Origin of the sequence: Paracoccus aeridis (assembly GCF_004923205.2) — a bacterium.
Taxonomy (GTDB): domain Bacteria; phylum Pseudomonadota; class Alphaproteobacteria; order Rhodobacterales; family Rhodobacteraceae; genus Paracoccus; species Paracoccus aeridis.
The window spans coordinates 21775-39045 of the sequence record NZ_SELD02000012.1 but is presented as its reverse complement, the minus strand read 5'-3'; the positions used below and the strand labels follow the sequence as shown (position 1 = coordinate 39045).

Here is a 17271-nt window from a genome sequence, read left to right as displayed (position 1 = left end):
CGGCCTCAGCTGTCGTAGTCGATCACGTGGCGCAGCTGCTTCTCGAATTCCAGCGCCTTGCCGGTGCCGAGAGCGACGCAGTTCATCGGCTGGTCCGCGATCGAGATCGACAGCCCGGTCTGCTCGCGCAGCGAAAGGTCCATCTCGCCCAGCATCGCGCCGCCGCCCGACAGCATCACGCCGCGGTCGACGATGTCGGCGGCAAGGTCGGGGGGCGTCGCTTCCAGCGCGATCATCACCGCTTCGCAGATCTGCTGCACCGGCTCGACCAGCGCCTCGGCGATCATCGCCTGGGTGATCTCGATCTCTTTCGGGACGCCGTTCAGCAGGTCGCGGCCGCGCACGAGCATCGTCGCGCCGCGCCCGTCGTCGGGCATCCGGGCGGTCCCGATCGACATCTTGACCTTCTCGGCGGTCTGTTCTCCGATCAGGAGGTTGTGGTGGCGGCGCAGGTAGCTGACGATCGCGTCGTCCATCCGGTCGCCCCCGATCCGCACGCTGCGGGCATAGACGACGTCGCCGAGCGACAGGACGGCGACCTCGGTCGTGCCGCCGCCGATGTCGACGACCATGCTGCCCGTCGGCTCGGTGATGGGCATGCCCGACCCGATCGCGGCGGCGATGGGCTCGGCGATCAGCGCGGCCTTGCGGGCGCCGGCGGACAGGACCGACTGCCGGATCGCGCGCTTTTCAACTGGCGTCGCGCCATGCGGCACGCAGACGATCACCTTTGGCTTCGAGAAGGTCGTGCGCCGGAACACCTTCTTGATGAAGTGCTTGATCATCTCCTCGGCGCTGTCGAAATCGGCGATGACGCCGTCGCGCATGGGCCGGATCGCCTCGATGCTGCCGGGGGTGCGGCCGAGCATCAGCTTCGCGTCCTCGCCCACGGCCAGCACCTGCTTCTTGCCGTCCTTGACGTGGTAGGCCACGACGGACGGCTCGTTCAGGATGATGCCCTTGCCCTTGACGTAGACCAGCGTGTTCGCCGTGCCCAGGTCGATGGCGATGTCCGTTGCGAACAGCCCGCCGAATGCCATGTCAAACCCTCTCGCGCCCGTAGTTCGTCTTGTTCTGGTTGTGGCCCCCGGCGTCGGCCGGTCAGGCGTTGCCCCCTATAGGCGCTGCGCCCGCGCGGCGAAAGCCTGTTTGCGGGCGAACCGCGGCAAGGTTTCTGCTGACGGCTCGGCCCACCGCCGCGGCAGGCGTAGAGCCACGGGCGCGATCGTCCGGCAGGGGCGAGCCGGGCCCGCCCCCGCCAAGATCACGAGAACATCCCGATCGACCGGGTGTCGCTGTCGGGCGCCGTCTTCTGGCGCCGCACACGCAGCCGGTTCAGCGCGCCGACATAGGCCTTGACGCTCGCAAGGATCGTGTCGGTGTCGGCGGCCTGCCCGGTGGCGATGCGCCCTTCCTCCTCCAGCCGGACGCTGACGGTTGCCTGCGCGTCGGTGCCTTCGGTGACGGCATGGACCTGGTAAAGCTGCAGGGTGGCGTCATGCCGGAACAACGCGTTGACACAGGCGAACGCCGCGTCGACGGGGCCGTCGCCCTGGCGTTCCACCGTCTGCTCGTCCTCGTCCACCATCATCGTCAGGGTCGCGGTGGCAGGCTCGCCGCCGCCGCAGACCACGCGCAGGTGCCGGACCTGCAGGTAGTCGGTGTCGGTGTTGGCGGCGCTGTCCTGCATCAGCGCCACGAGGTCGTCGTCGTAGACTTCCTTCTTGCGGTCGGCGAGCGCCTTGAACCGCACGAACACGTCCTTGAGCTGGTTGTCCCCCACCTCGAACCCGAGGTCGCCGAGCTTCGCCCGCAGCGCCGCGCGGCCCGAGTGCTTGCCCATCGCGATGTTGGCCTCGTTCAGGCCGATATCGGCGGGGCGCATGATCTCGAACGTCTCGACGTTCTTCAGGACGCCGTCCTGGTGGATGCCCGATTCGTGCAGGAACGCGTTCTTGCCGACGATCGCCTTGTTGAACTGGACCGGGAAGCCCGACACCTGGCTCACCCGGCGCGACAGGCCCATGATCTTCGTCGTGTCGATCGCGGTCGTGAAGGGCATGATGTCGTGGCGCACCTTCAGCGCCATCACGACCTCTTCCAGCGCGGTGTTGCCGGCACGTTCGCCCAGCCCGTTGATCGTGCACTCGACCTGCCGCGCGCCCGCCTCGACGGCGGCCAGGCTGTTCGCCGTCGCCATGCCGAGGTCGTTGTGGCAGTGGGTCGCGAAGACGATGCGGTCGGCGCCGGGAACGCGCTCCAGCAGCATGGCGATCAGGGCCGCGGATTCGCGCGGCGCGGTGTAGCCCACCGTGTCGGGAATGTTGATCGTCGTGGCGCCGGCCCTGATCGCGATCTCGACGACGCGGCACAGGTAGTCGTGTTCCGTCCGCGTCGCGTCCATCGGCGACCACTGCACGTCGTCGCACAGGTTGCGGGCGTGCGTGACCGTCTGGTGGATGCGGTCGGCCATCTGGTCCATGTCGAGGTTCGGGATCGCCCGGTGCAGGGGCGAGGTGCCGATGAAGGTATGGATGCGCGGGCGCTTCGCATGGCGCACGGCTTCCCACGCGCGGTCGATGTCGGGGATCTGCGCGCGGGCGAGGCCGCAGATCACGGCGTTCCGCGCGGCCTTGGCGATATCGGACACGGCGGCGAAGTCGCCCTCGGACGCGATGGGAAAGCCCGCCTCGATGATGTCGACGCCCATCTCGTCGAGCATCTGGGCGATTTCCAGCTTTTCGGCGTGGGACATGGTGGCGCCGGGCGATTGCTCGCCGTCGCGCAGGGTGGTGTCGAAGATCAGGACGCGGTTGCGGTCGGTCGTGGTGGTCATGGAGAAGCTGCCTTGGTGGTGCCGGGCCGGGGCCGGGCTCAAGCCGGGATCATGTCGGGAAGCCGGGCGCTGACCTGCTGAGCGGCGGCCCGGGGACCCGCTCAGCGCAGCGTAAGAAGCAGCAGACCGCGGAGGCTCACGGCCGTCAGCGCGCTGGATTGCGCGTCGGGGGCGGTCGGGATGCGACGGGTCCGGGTCATGACCGCACTATAACGCCACGTCACGGGATGGGAAGGGGGCAGCGGCGGCCCCCATCCGGTCAGCGCGGAAACTCGATCTTCGGGCACATGTCCTGCACAACGGTCTTGCCCGCCGCCTCGGCCTTTGCGGCGGCGCCCTCGTGCCTGACGCCGATCTGCATCCAGACGGTGCGCAGGTTCGGCAGCACCGCCAGCGCCTCGTCCACGATGCCGGGCACCGCGTCGGACTGCCGGAAGATGTCGATCATGTCGACTTCGTCGCGGTCGGGGATGGCGGAGAGAGAGGCAAAGACCGGCTCGCCCAGGATCGTCCCGCCAGCCTGCCCGGGATTGACCGGGACGATCCGGTGCCCGCGCGCCTGCAGGAACCGCGCCACGCCGTAGCTGGGCCGTTCCGGCCGCGGCGACAGGCCCACGACGGCGATGACCTTCGTTTCACGGGCGATGCGGTCGATCTCGGCTTGCGTCGTCATGAAGCACCTTGTGTGTTGTCAGAAAAAAGCCCGGCACTGACGAGCAGGCCGGGCGTTAGTCGCGGAACGAGGGACAGTGATCCGAACAAGACCGTTCCGTGGTCATGTTCACGACCTAAATGCGCATGCACGGGGTTTGGTTCCAGATCTGTCACTTCGATGTGACACCGCGTGAAATTCTTGAGAGCGGGGCTTTACGGATGCTCAGGGACGTGCGTCCCGCGCCGCCGCGAGCACGGCGTCAGGGTTCGCCAGCAGTTCGCTCCGGCGCGCCTCGGACGACGACAGGTAGACTCGACCGCCGATCATCACCGCCAGGTCGGGCCGGCCGGCGACCCGCGCCCCTGCGGCAAGCGCGGTCGGGCACAGCCCGTCGAAACCGGGGGCGTAGCGCCGCGGATCGGCCTCGAACGTGGCGCGGTTGATCTCTGACACGAACAGCCAGGCGTGGCCGTGCCATGCCGTCATCAGATCGGCGCGGCCGGGGACCGGGCGGCCGGTGACGTAAAGCTCCACCGTGTCCATCCCGCCGACGGCAAGATCCTGCGCCGACGCGGCCGAGGCCGCCATCGCGGCGCCGGCAAGCAGCGCCAGGAATCTTGCGGGCAGGAAGCGGTCGGGTGTGGTGGATCCGGTCATGCGGGGGATGTGCCACCGGACCATGCGAATCTCAACCGGCCCCGGACGGCGCACGCGCGCATGTGAACGATGGCGCGGCGCGACCGCGCGGCGGCGTGATCCGTCATCGAGCCTGCCGCACCGCGTACAGGGCGACGGCGGCGGCGTTCGATACGTTCAGCGATCCGAAATCGGCGGCGAAGGGGATCCGGGCGACGTGGTCGCAGGTCTCGATCGTCTTGTCGCGCAGGCCCGGCCCCTCGGCCCCCAGCACGAGGCAGACCGGACGCGTGCCGATCGTGCCCAGCAGCTCCGGCAGCGTCGCGTCCCCGGTGCCGTCGAGCGCGACCAGCACGAAGCCCAGCCCCTTCAGCTGCACCAGCGTGTCGGCAAGGTTGGTGATCCGCAGGTAGGGCTGGCGTTCCAGCGCCCCCGAAGCGGTCTTGGCCAGCGCGCCGGTCTCGGGCGCCGCGTGGCGCGCGGGCGCGATCACCGCCTGCGCCCCGAACACCTCGGCCGAACGCAGGATGGCGCCGACGTTGTGGGGGTCGGTCACGCGGTCCAGCGCGACGACCAGCGGCCGCAGGTCCGGGTCGCCGCCCAGCACCACGTCCTCGACCTCGCCCCAGCTCAGCGGCCTGACCTCCAGCGCGGCGCCCTGGTGGACGCTTTCGCCCGCCAGTGGCACGGCCTTGTCGAAGCTGCGCGCGTCGACGATTTCGGCCATCATGCCGGAATCCGCCACGACGCCGCCCAAGCGGTCGGCGGCGTTCCGGGTCAGGACCAGCCGCAACCGCTCGCGGACCGGGTTCGCCAGCGCGTCGCGCACCGCATGTAGCCCGAACAGCCATACCGTCTCGGCCGCGGCGGCGCGGCGCGCGCGTTCCTTGTCGATGACCCACGTGGGCTTTTTGGTCCGCGGTTTGTCGGGGCTTCGCGACGCGGCGCGGGAAGGGTGGGGCTTGTCCTGCATCCCGCCTTCCTGCGCGCCGGCGCGATGCAGCGCAAGGGGGCAGGGGGCCGCGCGGCAGGTATCCGTGCAAAGCGGCGGAAATCGCGCTTGACCCGCCCCGCCGGCGAAGCTAATCACCCCCGGCGTCGGGCGACGTGCTGCAAGGTGCGGCAGCGGACTGTAACTCCGCCGGGGAGACCCATGCCTGGTTCGATTCCAGGGTCGCCCACCATGCTTCGTGCTGGTGACGAGACGGAAACCACCTCCCGCGCGCGGCCACCGCGCCTTGCCCGAGGTTCAGATGACCGATCGCGACGATTTCACGACAGATGGCAAGGGCCGCCGCGGGGATGGTGGTAAACAGGCCGGCAAGGCCGCCGCTTCGGTTGATGTCGCGGCAGGCGGCGCCGAGCAGGCCGAAAGCGCCGAGCGTGACGAAGCCGTCGCGGAAGACAAGGCCGCCGAGCGGGCCGCGCGCCGGCAGCGCAACCGCGCCGAGCGCGAGGCGAGGCAAGCCGCGAACCGCGAGGCACGGGCCGCCCGCAAAGGCGACGCCGCCGCGCACCCGGCCCCGGTCCAGTTCCGCCCGGCCTGGCCCGGAAAGCCCCGGACGCTGTCTGCCCCGGCCGCCTCCACCCCGTTCAACATCCTCGCGATCGGCCAGTCGGGCCGGCTGGAACGCGAGGCCGTCCTGCTTGCCGCGAGCCTGCGCCACAGCGCGGCGGGCTTCGCCGGCCGCCTGATCGTGGCCGAGCCGCAGCCGTCGGGCGCGTGGGAAACCCGCGACGTGCGGATGTCCCCCGCGAGCCGCGAGGCGCTGCAGGCGCTCGGCGCCGACATCGTGCCCCTGCACGCGCGGGAATTCGGCCGCGCCTATCCGCACGGCAACAAGATCGAGGCGCTGAGCCTTCTGCCGGCGGGCGAGCCGTTCCTGTTTCTCGACAGCGACACGGTCGTCACCGGCGCACTGGACCGGGTGCAGTTCGACTTCGCGCGCCCGACCGCGTCGATGCGGCGCGAGGGCACCTGGCCCGAGCCGCCGCTCTACGGGCCGGGCTACGAGGGGATCTGGCGGTCGCTTTACGACCGTTTCGGGCTGGACTTCGCGTCGTCGCTCGACCCCGCCCAGCCCGACGAGCACTGGGAACGCTATCTCTATTTCAACGCCGGCTGGTTCAGCGGCCCCGATCCGGCCGAGTTCGGGCGGCGCTTCCTCGACTGGTCGCGCGAGGTGCGCAACGATCCCGGCGAGGCGCTGGCCACGCAGGAGCTGGTGCCCTGGCTCGACCAGGTCGTGTTGCCGCTGGTGGTCCATAGCCTCGGCGGCGGCCGTCCCGGTCCCGAACTCGCCGGCATGGACGGCGACGTGACCTGGCACTACCGCAGGCTGCCGCTCCTCTACGCATCCGGGCCCGACAGCGCGGTCGAGACGGTCGAGGCGCTGGCGCGCCTGCCCGAGCTCGCCCCGGTGATGGCCGACTGGGACGCGTGGCAGCAGCTGGTCGTTGCCGGCAACGGGCGCCGGCTGGTGCGCCCGCTCTTCGACCGCGATCGGCTGCCGAAGCGCGAGCAGGCGATCAGGCAGACGCTCAGGGCCAATTCGCTCTGGTTCGACTGAAGGCCGGTCCGCGCGGCTTGCAGCGCCGGCGCCCGATCCTGTAATCGGGCGGCAGCCCGAAAGGATCCCCGATGCGCCGCGCCACCATCACCCGCCAGACCGCCGAGACCGACATCACCGTGACGCTGGATCTCGACGGAACGGGCGCCTACGCGAACCGCACCGGCGTCGGCTTCTTCGACCACATGCTGGACCAGCTGGCGCGGCATTCCCTGATCGACCTCGAGATCGCGGCGACCGGCGACCTGCACATTGACGACCATCACACGGTCGAGGATACCGGGATTGCGCTGGGGCAGGCGCTGACGCAGGCGCTGGGCGACAAGGCCGGGATCCGGCGCTACGGCAGCTTCCACCTCGCCATGGACGACGCGCTGGTGCGGGTGGCGCTGGACCTTTCGGGCCGGCCGTATCTCGGCTGGCACCTGCCGTTCAGGGCGGCCAAGATCGGCAGCTTCGACACCGAGCTGGTGCGCGAGTTCTTCCAGGCCCTGGCGGTCCACGGCGGCATCACGATGCACGTGGACCTGATCCGGGGCGAGAACGCCCACCACGTCGCCGAGGCCGCGTTCAAGGCCCTTGCGCGTGCGCTGCGCGAGGCGGTCGAGCCCGACCCGCGGATGGAAGGGCGGCTGCCGTCCACGAAGGGTGCGCTCTGATGCGGCTGGTGCTGATCGACTACGGCAGCGGCAACCTGCATTCGGCGCAGAAGGCCTTTGCGCTGATGGGGCGTGACGCGGGCGTGTCGTCGATCGAGGTCACGGCCGACCCGGACGCCGTCCTGCGCGCCGACCGGATCGTGCTGCCGGGCGACGGCGCCTTTCCGTCCTGCCGCGCGGCGTTCGAGGCGCAACCGGGCCTGCACGAGGCGCTGGCGGACGCGGTCCTGCGCCGCGGCGTTCCGTTCATGGGGATCTGCGTCGGCATGCAGATGCTGGCCGACCGCGGCTTCGAGCACGAACCGACGCCGGGGCTGGGCTGGATCGGCGGCGAGATCCGCGCGATCGAGCCCCGCGACGCAGCCCTGAAGGTGCCGCACATGGGCTGGAACGATCTCGCGATCGTCTCTCCGCACCCGGTGCTGGACGGGATCGCGACGGGCGACCACGCCTATTTCGTGCATGGCTGGCAGTTCGTCCCGTCCGACCCCGACACGCTTCTGGCATCGGTCGATTATGGCGGCACCGTCACGGCGGTCGTGGGACGCGACAACATCGTGGGAACCCAGTTCCATCCCGAGAAGTCGCAGCAGGTCGGACTGCGGATCATCAGGAACTTCCTCGGCTGGCGGCCCTGAGGTCCGGGCGACCGGGACGCCCGCGGGACGCGACGCGATCAGCGCCGACCGGCGTCTGCCGAGGCGCAGGGGCCGGGCCCCCTTTGGGGGAAGCCCGGCCTGTTCGTTCGGATGGTCCGCACGTCAGGCGGCGCGACCTTCGGGCCGGCGGGGGTCTGACAGGCGGGGGTCGGACAGGCTGGGGTTGGACGTGCGAGGATCGTGCGGGCGGGTGTCGGCCAGGGTGGCGTGGCGCGCCGGCGGGACCGTGTCCGAGGTGCGGAACATGTCCATCATCTGGCCCAGCTCCTCGACCTGGGTCGACAGAGCCCCGGCGGCGGCCGCGTACTGTTCGGACATCGAGAGATTGGCCTGGTTCACGCGGTCGAGCTGGGACAGCGCCTCGGACACCTCGCGCACGCCGTGGGACTGTTCGGTGGTCGCGTGGGCGATGCCGGTGATGTTCTGCACCACCCCGCCGACCGCGGACTGGATCTGGTCCAGCGAGGTGCCGGCGTCGCGGACCAGCTTCACGCCGGCGCGGACGTCGGTCTCGCTTTTCCCGATCAGGTCGGCGATGTTCTGGGACGCCTTGGCGGACTGCTGGGCGAGGTTGCGGACCTCGTTCGCGACCACCGCGAAGCCGCGCCCGACCTCGCCCGCGCGCGCGGCCTCGACCGCCGCGTTGATCGAAAGAAGGTTGGTCTGGAACGCGAACCCTTCGATCACGCGCGTGAACTCGCCCATCCTCTTGGTGTGCTCGTCGATCCGTTCGATCGCGGCGATCGCCTGCGCCACGACGTCGGCGCCCTTGAGGACCACCTGAAGCGCGTTCCGCGCCGCGGCGTCTGCCTCGCGCGCCGACTGGCTGGTCATCGAGATGTTGCCCGAGATCTGGTCGACGGCCGCCGCGGTCTGTTCCATCGAGGCGGCCTGCCCTTCGCCCCGGCGCGCGAGTTCGCCCGCGGCCAGCGCGATCGCCTCGGCCTCGGTGTTCATGGCGTTGGTGCGGCTGCGCACCTCGCCCACCAGTTCGCGCATCGCCGCCAGCATGGTGTTGAATTTCGCGCGCACCTGCGTGAACTCGTCGTCCGTCCCCTTGGCCATCCTGAAGGTCAGGTCGGCGCCGGCGAGCGCGGCCAGCCCCTCGACCAGCTCGTCCAGCGCCATCCGCCGCGCCGACACGTCGAGCGCAAGCTTGATGACGGACACGATCCGGCCCTTGTCGTCCCGCACCGGCGCGTAGCTTCCGTTGATCCAGACGGGCGTGCCGTCCTGGCGGACGCGCTTGAATTCGCCCGTGCGGTTCTGACCCTGGGCGAGCTGGGCCCAGAACTCCACCGACTGTTCCAGGTTCGTTTCGGCCGGGGGAATGAACATGCGGTGATGGCGGCCGACGCACTCCTCGAGGCGGTAGCCGAGCAGCGCAAGGAAGTTGTCGTTGGCGTGCAGGATCTCGCCGCGCGGCGAAAACTCGATCAGCGCCTGCGCCCGGTCGAGCGCGTTCAGCTTGGACCGCGCGACCTGTTCGTCCGACCGGGAGGCGGTGATGTCGATGCCGCACATGACGACCTGCGCGACGCTGCCGTCGCTGCCGCGGACCGGCGCGTGCATGGCGCTGATCCAGAACGGGGCGCCGTCCTGCGCGACGCGGCGGTATTCGCCGATGGTTGTTTCGCCCGCCCTGAGCCGCGCCCAGAACTCTGCCGCCGCTGCCTCGTCACGATCGTTCGGGTCGACGAGGATGGAATGCGGGCGACCGATCAGGTCTTCGCGCGCGAAGCCGCACAGCGCAAGCGCGCGGCTGTTGGCGGCGACGATCCGGCCATCGGGCGAATAGATCATGACGCACTGGCTTGCGTCGATCGCGGCCAGGGTCTGGCCGGCGTCGGTATGGGTGAACGTGGTCTCGGTCATGCGACGCCCCTTTGCTGCGTGCAGACGATCTAGGCGCAATTCCCTTAAGGCGGGGTTAGCGGGCGCGGCCCGCGACGGGAGGAAGCGGGGAAAGCCCGTAAAATGCCGTCAAGCGGCCGCGCCGGACGAGGCGGGCGCGGATGGCGGCCCGAACCGGCCGACCATCCGGTCATGGATCTGGTCGCGGGTCGCGCGATAGGCCGCGAGCTGCGCCTCGCGCCCCTCGGCCAGGCCCGTCGGGTCCATGATCGGCCAGTATTCCACGTCGACATGGGCGTTGCTGGTCAGCTCCAGCGCCTGCCGCTGGCTCGCGGGCGTCAGCGCCACGATCAGGTCGAACTGGCCCAGGTCGTCACCCCATTCGCGCATCTCGGCGAAGCTGCGCGAGCGGTGGCGCGACAGCTCGACCCCCATCTCACTGCAGACCGCGACCGCGAAGCCGTCGATCTCCATGTCGTTGCGGACGCCGGCCGACTGGACGTAGGCGCGCCGGCCGTAGAGCTTCTTCATCAGCCCCTCGGCCATGGGCGAGCGGATGGCGTTGTGATCGCAGCAGAACAGGACCGAGCTTGGAAACCCGTCCGTCATGTCAGCCGGGGACCAGCGCGCAGACCAGCGTGAACAGCCGCCGTGCGGTGTCGATGTCGACGCAGGCCTTGCCGTCCAGCCGCTCCATCAGCGTGCGCGCGCCCTCGTTGTGGATGCCGCGGCGGGCCATGTCGATCGCCTCGATCTGGGCCGTGGGCAGTTTGCGGACCGCCTCGAAATAGCTGCCGCAGATCTGGGAATAGTCCTTCACCGCCTGGCGGAACGGGCCCATCGCAAGGTGGAACTCGGCCACCGGGTCGCCGCCGTCGGTCGCGATCTCGAACACGAGTCGGCCGTCGCGCACGGCCAGATGCAGCGCATAGGGGCCGGGCGGGGCCTGCATGCCCTCGCGGCCGGGAAGGGCGAAGCTGTTGTCCTCGAGCAGGTCGAAGATCGCCACGCGGCGTTCCTGCTCCATCTCCGGCGTGGCGGGGGGCAGCGCGCTGTCGTCGATGTCGATGCGGATCAGCCGGGTCATGCCGTGCGCCCTTCGTTGAGGCGGTCGAGCCGCGCCTGGACCGACCGGGCGTGCGCGCCGAGCCCCTCGGCCATGGCCAGGGCCGCGGCCGCGGGTCCGATGGCGCCAAGCGCCGTGGGCGTCATCCGCGACAGGGTCGTGCGCTTCAGGAAGTCCATGACGGAAAGTCCCGACGAGAACCGGGCCGACCGCGCCGTCGGCAGGACGTGGTTCGGTCCGCTGACATAATCGCCCGCAGCCTCGGGCGTCCAGCCCCCCATGAAGATGGCGCCCGCGTGGCGGCAGCGGGCGGCAAGCGCCTCGGGGTCGTCCACGCACAGTTCGAGGTGCTCGGGCGCGATCCGGTCGCTGAGGCCGGCGGCCTCGGCCAGGTCGCGGGTCACGATGATCGCGCCGTGGTCGCGCCAGCTTGCCGCGGCGATGGCGGCGCGGGGCAGGGTGGGGATCAGCCGCTCGACCGCATCGGCCACCCTGCGGGCAAGGTCCACGTCGGGGGTCATCAGGATCGACTGCGCGTCGGCGTCGTGTTCGGCCTGCGCCAGCAGGTCGAGCGCGAGCCAGTCGGGATCCTGCGCGCCGTCCGCGATGATCAGAACCTCGGACGGGCCCGCGATCATGTCGACGCCGACGCGGCCGAAGACGCGCGCCTTGGCGGCGGCGACATAGGCGTTGCCGGGGCCGGTGATCTTGTCCACGGGGCGGATCGTGGCGGTGCCGTAGGCCATGGCGGCGATCGCCTGGGCACCGCCCACGCGGTAGATCTCGTCCACGCCAGCGATCCGGCAGGCGCGCATGACGAGCGGGTTCACCTCGCCGCCGGGCGTGGGCACGCACACGACCAGCCTTCCGACGCCCGCGACGCGGGCGGGAACGGCGTTCATCAGGACCGACGACGGATAGCTCGCCTGCCCGCCGGGGACATACAGGCCCGCGGCCGACACGGGCGACCAGCGCCAGCCGAGCTCGGCCCCGACCGGGTCCGTCCAGCGCTCTTCCGCGGGCAGCTGTCGTTCGTGGTAGGCGCGGATCCGCTGTGCCGCGAGGTCGAGCGCGGCCGCGTCGGCGGGCGCCACGCGGTCGGCGGCCGCGTCGATCTCGGCCCGGCTGAAGCGCAGCTCCTCCGGCGTCAGCGTCACCCGGTCGAACCGCGCCGTCAGTTCCACCAGCGCCGCGTCGCCGCGCTGCCGCACGTCGTCGATGATCGCCGCGACCACGTCGCCGACATCCGCCGAATCCTCGCGCTTGGCCGCCAGCAGCGCGGCGAAGCGGGGTTCGAAATCGGGCTCGGCTGTCGAAAGTGTCACCGGCATCAACGCGGCCTTTCCTGCGGTTTGCCCCTGTTAGCGGCAGGGGCCGGCCCGCTCAAGCGCAAGCGCGGCCGGAACCCGTATGATCATGGAGAGTTATGATCCCGAACGACAATCCGAAGGAGGCTTGCAATGAACTGGGATGTCATCAAGGGCAAGTGGGACCAGGTCAAGGGTTCCGTCAAGCAGGAGTGGGGCGATCTGACCGACGACGATATCGCCGCGACCGAAGGCGATGCCGACAAGCTGTCGGGCAAGCTGCAGGAACGCTACGGCTGGGCCAAGGCCGATGCGGACGAAAAGCTGAACGACTTCGTCCGCCGTCACGGCTGATCCCGGATTTCAGACGTGAAAAGGGCGCCCCCCGGGGCGCCCTTAGTCGTTCCGGGGACCGGCGCCCGTCACGCCGGATTGCGGCGGTTCCAGCGCAGCGACGACAGAAGCGACAGGCCGATCACGAAGGCGCCGCCCAAGCCCGTGAACACCTCGGGGATGTGCCACATGCTTTGGGCGAACATCACCACCGACAGGATCAGGATCGACCAGAACGCGCCGTGCTCGAGGTACCGGAACTCGGCCAGGGTCCCGCGTTCCACCAGCATCACGGTCATGGAACGCACGTACATGGCGCCGATCCCCAAGCCGATCGCGATCAGGAACAGGTTCTGCGTCAGAGCGAACGCCCCGATCACCCCGTCGAAGCTGAACGACGCGTCCAGCACCTCGAGATACAGGAACGCGCCCAGCCCCGCCTGCCCGGCGGCCGCCGTCGCCTGTCCCCAGCGGTCCAGCACATGCCCCAGCGCATCGACGGCGAGGTAGGTGATGATTCCCCAGAGGGCCGCGAACATGAAGCGCGCTTCTTCCTCGACGGGCAGCAAGATGGTGAACAGCACCACGAAGATCAGGACGAAGCCGACTGCCATCCCGCGGATGCTGCCGGCCTTGCGAAGCTGGCGCTCGACCCCGGCGATCCAATCGATCTCCTTGGATTCGTCGAAGAAGTAGCTGAGGCCCACCAGCATCAGGAAGGCGCCGCCGAAGGCCGCGATGGGCAGGTGCGCCTCGCCGATCAGCTCGGCGTAGCGTTGCGGGTCGGTGGCGGCGAGCTGGATCGCGGCCCAGGGGCCGATCTTGGCGGCGATCACGACGATCAGCAGCGGAAAGACGATCCGCATCCCGAACACGGCGATGATGATGCCCCAGGTCAGGAAGCGGCGCTGCCAGACCGGGGTCATCGTCTTCAGCTTGTTGGCGTTCACGATGGCGTTGTCGAAGGACAGCGAGATTTCCAGCACCGCGAGAACCGCGCCGATCAGCAGGAAGGACAGCATGCCCCCCATCGTGCCCGAGAACTCCCACCCAATGAAGGCGGCCAGCAGAAGCCCCAAGAATGTGACGATCAGGGGCCACTTCATGTATTGCAAGGTGGACTGCATGCGGTTCCCTCGTTCCCGGTTGGTCAATGCTGTGTTCTGGGCCTGCGTGCAGATAGGGCGCACCGACGGGGACGGCAACCCGCAGGCTGCGCCCCGGCGCGCTGTTGCCAGCGGGTCCGCCCTGCAGGGAGGCTTCGGGGCGCCGTCAAAGCCACTTCATCACCCGCGCCAGCAGCCAGGTGCCCGTGGCCGACGCGACCATCAGCCCCAGCGCCCACAGGAAGCCGTACCGCCAGTGCAGTTCGGGCATGTGGTCGAAGTTCATGCCGTACATGCTGGCGATCAGCGTGGGCGGCAGGAACAGTGCCGCGACCACCGACAGGATCCGCATGGTTCTGTTCTGCTGCAGGTTGATCATGCCCATCGTGGCGTCCACGATCAGCTGGACCCGCGTCGACAGGAAGTCGGCATGCACCTCGAGCGACTGGATGTCGCGCATGATGGCCTTGGCGTTCTGGCGCAGCGGCGTTCCCTTGTGGCTGGTCATCATCAGGTTGTAAAACGCGAGCACGCGGCCCAGGCTGAGAAGGCCCAGCCGCACGCGCGACATGATCTCGGCCTGCGACCCGGTGCGCTGGAGCGCGCTTTCCAGCTGCGCCGCGCGGCGCTGGTCGGTCGGGCCGAACACGTCTGCCGACACCTGTTCCACCGCGTAGCCCGCGCTTTCCGACATGTCGGCCAGATAGGCCACGATGTCGTCCACGAGCCCGAGGAACACGCCGTCGGCGCAGTCGGGGCAGGTGGGTGCAAGGCCTGCGCGGGGCGGGTAGGTGTGGAATGGCCGGGGCGCGTGGTGCCGGACGGTCACGAGCCGATGCGAGGTCAGGATGAAGGTCACCGGCATCGCCGCGAACTTGCCGTCGGGCAGCTGCCCGGGCAGGACCGCCGTCATGTGCGAGACGTCGTCCTGCCGGTAGATCCGGTTCGACATCTCGATCTCTTCCATGTCCTCGAGCGTGGGGACGCGCACCCCCAGCTTCTCGACCTGCGCGATCTGCGCGTCGAGAGGGCGGTAGAGATCGACCCAGACTGCGTTGTCCAGCGGCTCGTCGGCGGCCAGCGGCGCAAGGCTCGTGCCGAGGGACTTGTGGGCGTAAAGCATCGGCTCGGGTCCGTCGATTTCGGGGCCGCGGCAGCGGGGGCGCGGCGTTCGGGCGCAGCGAACGACCTGCCGGGCCGCCCGTCAAGGGCCGCAGGGTCGGGTTCGGTCAGTGCGCCGCCTGTTTTCCCGTCACGGCCGCGATCGCAGGGCCGATGACGTTGAACGCCACGGGGATCAGGACCAGCCCGATCGCGAGCCCCGCCAGACCGTCGAAGAACGCCGTGACCGCCCAGGCCACGAGCCCGTCGAACCGGTCCGGCGATGCGTGGGTCGCCCCTTCGGCCCAGTGATGGATGCGGTCGTAGGCACCGGGAAGCCCGAGTTCCGCGAAGCCGTGAAGGACGATGTTGCCGCCCACCCACAGCATCGCGGCGGTCCCCACGACCGACAGCGTGGACATGAAGCCCGGCATGACCTTGACGAGCCGCTTGCCCGCCGCGGCCAGGAACCCGGTCCGCGTCCGCGCCAGCGCCATGCCGTAATCGTCCGCCTTCACGATCAGGGCGACGGCGCCGTAGACTGCAACCGTGATCGCGACCGCGACCGCCAGCAGCACCAGGCCCTTCATGACGATGCCCTGTTCCGGCGGGATCGTGGCCAAGGCGATCGTCATGATCTCGGCCGACAGGATGAAGTCGGTCTTGATCGCGCCCTTGACCTTGGCTTCCTCGAGATGCGTCGGATCCCCCTGCTCCATCCCGGTGTCGGCTTTCTCGACCTCGTGGGGGCGGATCGCGTGCCACACCTTCTCGGCCCCCTCGAAGCAGAGATAGGCGCCCCCGATCATCAGCAGGGGCGTGATCGCCCAGGGCGCGAAGGCGCTGAGCAGAAGCGCGATCGGCAGCAGGATTGCCACCTTGTTGACGATCGAGCCCCTGGCGATGCGCAGGACGATCGGCACCTCGCGGTCGGCATCGAAGCCGTGGACGTATTTCGGCGTCACGGCGGCGTCGTCGATCACCGCGCCCGCCGCCTTCAACCCGGCCTTGGCCGACATCCCCGCCACGTCGTCCACGGACGCGGCTGCGACCTTTGCGATCCCTGCCACGTCGTCGAGAAGCGCGATGAGTCCGGCCATGTTCTGAAGTCCCGCCCTGTTTGCCCGAGGTTCTGGCTGCTGGCGGGCCAACGCGCAACCCGTCAGTTCGTTCGAGACCGACCTTGCGGACAGATAGAAACGGACCCGCGGCCCGCACCCGGGACCGCTCGAGGGCAGGGACGGCCACCGCCACCTGAGCCGGGCCGTCCGACATCGGGGCATCGGCACCCTGCGGATCACGCCGTCCGGCTGCGCGACGTCGTGGATCGTGACCGCCGCCGTCGTGATCGTCACGCCCCGGCGACCCTTGCGCACGGGTGGTTATTATACCATCAATCCCCGGTTAACGGATCATGGGACGTGCGGCAATGCTGGATCAGAATGCGAAACCGACCGAGGACATCAACGTCCGCGACGTGTTCGGCATCGACAGTGACATGAAGGTCAGGGGCTTCGCCGAGCGGACCGAGCGTGTGCCCGACATCGACCCGACCTACAAGTTCGACCCCGACACGACGCTCGCGATCCTGGCGGGCTTCGCCTACAACCGCCGGGTGATGGTCCAGGGCTACCACGGCACCGGCAAGTCCACCCACATCGAACAGGTGGCCGCGCGCCTCAACTGGCCGGCCGTCCGCGTGAACCTCGACAGCCACGTCAGCCGGATCGACCTGATCGGCAAGGACGCGATCAAGCTGGTCGAGGGCAAGCAGGTCACCGTCTTCCACGAAGGCATCCTGCCCTGGGCGCTGCGCAACCCGACCGCGATCGTCTTCGACGAATACGACGCGGGCCGCGCCGACGTCATGTTCGTGATCCAGCGCGTGCTGGAGGCCGAGGGCAAGCTGACGCTTCTGGACCAGAACGAGGTCATCTCGCCCAACCCCTATTTCCGCCTGTTCGCGACCGCGAACACCGTGGGCCTTGGCGATACGACCGGGCTTTACCACGGCACCCAGCAGATCAACCAGGGCCAGATGGACCGCTGGAACCTCGTCGCGACGCTGAACTATCTCAGCCATGATGCGGAAACCGCGATCGTGCTGGCGAAGGTGCCGCAGATGAACACCGACAAGGGCCGCAGGACCGTGGCGTCGATGGTGACGCTGGCGGACCTCACGCGCACCGCGTTCATGCAGGGCGACCTGTCCACGGTGATGAGCCCGCGGACGGTGATCTCCTGGGCGCAGAACAGCCGCATCTTCGACAACGTGGGGTACGCGTTCCGCCTGACCTTCCTGAACAAGTGCGACGAGCTCGAGCGCCAGACGGTGGCCGAGTTCTACCAGCGCCTGTTCGACGAGGAACTGCCGGACAGCGCGGTCGCGAAGGCGGGGTGACCGGGCGCCACGGCGCGCAGGTTGTTCGTGCCCCTCAGTCCGGAATGGGTGTCAGCCGCAGCCGACGTCGTGGTCGCAACTGGCGTTC

General features: G+C 69.4%; 17 protein-coding genes and 1 tRNA gene. 6 read left to right on the top strand and 12 right to left on the bottom strand.

Going from position 1 to position 17271, the window contains the following annotated elements:
* Nucleotides 1-5 precede the first annotated feature (5 nt).
* The 5 genes from ELI80_RS05870 to rlmB form a co-directional block, all read right to left on the bottom strand.
* Nucleotides 6-1040, bottom strand: coding sequence for a rod shape-determining protein (locus ELI80_RS05870; protein WP_136650167.1), 1035 nt, complete (start codon nt 1038-1040; stop codon nt 6-8).
* Between the two features lie 224 nt (nt 1041-1264).
* Nucleotides 1265-2836, bottom strand: coding sequence for a 2-isopropylmalate synthase (locus ELI80_RS05865; protein ID WP_136650166.1), 1572 nt, complete (start codon nt 2834-2836; stop codon nt 1265-1267).
* A 259-nt stretch (nt 2837-3095) separates the two neighbouring features.
* Nucleotides 3096-3509 carry a CoA-binding protein gene (locus ELI80_RS05860; protein WP_136650165.1) on the bottom strand — a complete coding sequence of 138 codons (414 nt, stop codon included), beginning with the start codon at nt 3507-3509 and terminating at the stop codon, nt 3096-3098.
* 204 nt (nt 3510-3713) lie between these two features.
* Nucleotides 3714-4172, bottom strand: a complete 459-nt coding sequence (locus ELI80_RS05855; protein WP_136650164.1) for a YHS domain-containing (seleno)protein — start codon at nt 4170-4172, stop codon at nt 3714-3716.
* A gap of 79 nt (nt 4173-4251) precedes the next feature.
* Nucleotides 4252-5100 (bottom strand): 23S rRNA (guanosine(2251)-2'-O)-methyltransferase RlmB, encoded by an 849-nt coding sequence (rlmB, locus tag ELI80_RS05850; protein WP_136650163.1) that lies wholly within the window; start codon nt 5098-5100, stop codon nt 4252-4254.
* A 127-nt stretch (nt 5101-5227) separates the two neighbouring features.
* Between rlmB and ELI80_RS05845 the strand changes: the two genes are divergently transcribed.
* The 4 genes from ELI80_RS05845 (at nt 5228) to hisH (ending at nt 7994) form a co-directional block, all read left to right on the top strand.
* Nucleotides 5228-5311: transfer RNA gene (locus ELI80_RS05845), tRNA-Tyr, on the top strand.
* Nucleotides 5312-5380: 69 nt separating this feature from the next.
* On the top strand, nt 5381-6697 hold the full coding sequence (locus tag ELI80_RS05840) for a GT-B fold glycosyltransferase domain-containing protein (protein WP_328592233.1): 1317 nt from the start codon (nt 5381-5383) through the stop codon (nt 6695-6697).
* A gap of 71 nt (nt 6698-6768) precedes the next feature.
* Entirely contained in the window at nt 6769-7356 is a 588-nt protein-coding gene (gene hisB / locus ELI80_RS05835; protein ID WP_136650162.1) for an imidazoleglycerol-phosphate dehydratase HisB, read from the top strand.
* A complete protein-coding gene (gene hisH, locus ELI80_RS05830; protein WP_136650161.1) occupies nt 7356-7994 on the top strand; it encodes an imidazole glycerol phosphate synthase subunit HisH in 639 nt (212 codons plus the stop codon). The genes hisB and hisH overlap by 1 nt, the downstream gene beginning before the upstream one ends.
* Before the next feature lie 123 nt (nt 7995-8117).
* Here the strand turns inward: hisH and ELI80_RS05825 are convergent, their stop codons facing one another.
* The 4 genes from ELI80_RS05825 to hisD form a co-directional block, all read right to left on the bottom strand.
* The gene (locus ELI80_RS05825) at nt 8118-9890 is read right to left on the bottom strand and encodes a methyl-accepting chemotaxis protein (protein WP_136650160.1); all 1773 of its coding nucleotides are present in this window, start codon (nt 9888-9890) and stop codon (nt 8118-8120) included.
* Between the two features lie 108 nt (nt 9891-9998).
* On the bottom strand, nt 9999-10478 hold the full coding sequence (locus ELI80_RS05820; protein WP_136650159.1) for an arsenate-mycothiol transferase ArsC: 480 nt from the start codon (nt 10476-10478) through the stop codon (nt 9999-10001).
* 1 nt (nt 10479) lies between these two features.
* Nucleotides 10480-10956, bottom strand: coding sequence for a UPF0262 family protein (locus ELI80_RS05815; RefSeq protein WP_136650158.1), 477 nt, complete (start codon nt 10954-10956; stop codon nt 10480-10482).
* Nucleotides 10953-12266, bottom strand: coding sequence for a histidinol dehydrogenase (gene hisD / locus ELI80_RS05810; protein ID WP_136650157.1), 1314 nt, complete (start codon nt 12264-12266; stop codon nt 10953-10955). The genes ELI80_RS05815 and hisD overlap by 4 nt, the downstream gene beginning before the upstream one ends.
* A gap of 129 nt (nt 12267-12395) precedes the next feature.
* On the opposite strand from hisD, the gene ELI80_RS05805 reads away from it, so the two are divergent.
* Complete coding sequence (locus ELI80_RS05805; protein ID WP_136650156.1) at nt 12396-12596, top strand: CsbD family protein; 201 nt, start codon at nt 12396-12398, stop codon at nt 12594-12596.
* A gap of 68 nt (nt 12597-12664) precedes the next feature.
* On the opposite strand, the gene ELI80_RS05800 is transcribed toward ELI80_RS05805, so the two are convergent.
* The 3 genes from ELI80_RS05800 to ELI80_RS05790 form a co-directional block, all read right to left on the bottom strand.
* Nucleotides 12665-13702, bottom strand: coding sequence for a DUF475 domain-containing protein (locus tag ELI80_RS05800; protein ID WP_201740560.1), 1038 nt, complete (start codon nt 13700-13702; stop codon nt 12665-12667).
* A 145-nt stretch (nt 13703-13847) separates the two neighbouring features.
* Nucleotides 13848-14804 carry a CorA family divalent cation transporter gene (locus tag ELI80_RS05795; protein ID WP_136650154.1) on the bottom strand — a complete coding sequence of 319 codons (957 nt, stop codon included), beginning with the start codon at nt 14802-14804 and terminating at the stop codon, nt 13848-13850.
* 106 nt (nt 14805-14910) lie between these two features.
* Nucleotides 14911-15882: a DUF808 domain-containing protein gene (locus ELI80_RS05790; protein WP_136650153.1), complete on the bottom strand. Its 972-nt coding sequence runs from the start codon at nt 15880-15882 to the stop codon at nt 14911-14913.
* Between the two features lie 329 nt (nt 15883-16211).
* On the opposite strand from ELI80_RS05790, the gene cobS reads away from it, so the two are divergent.
* Complete coding sequence (gene cobS / locus ELI80_RS05785) at nt 16212-17183, top strand: cobaltochelatase subunit CobS (RefSeq protein ID WP_136650152.1); 972 nt, start codon at nt 16212-16214, stop codon at nt 17181-17183.
* The last annotated feature ends 88 nt before the right edge of the window (nt 17184-17271 follow it).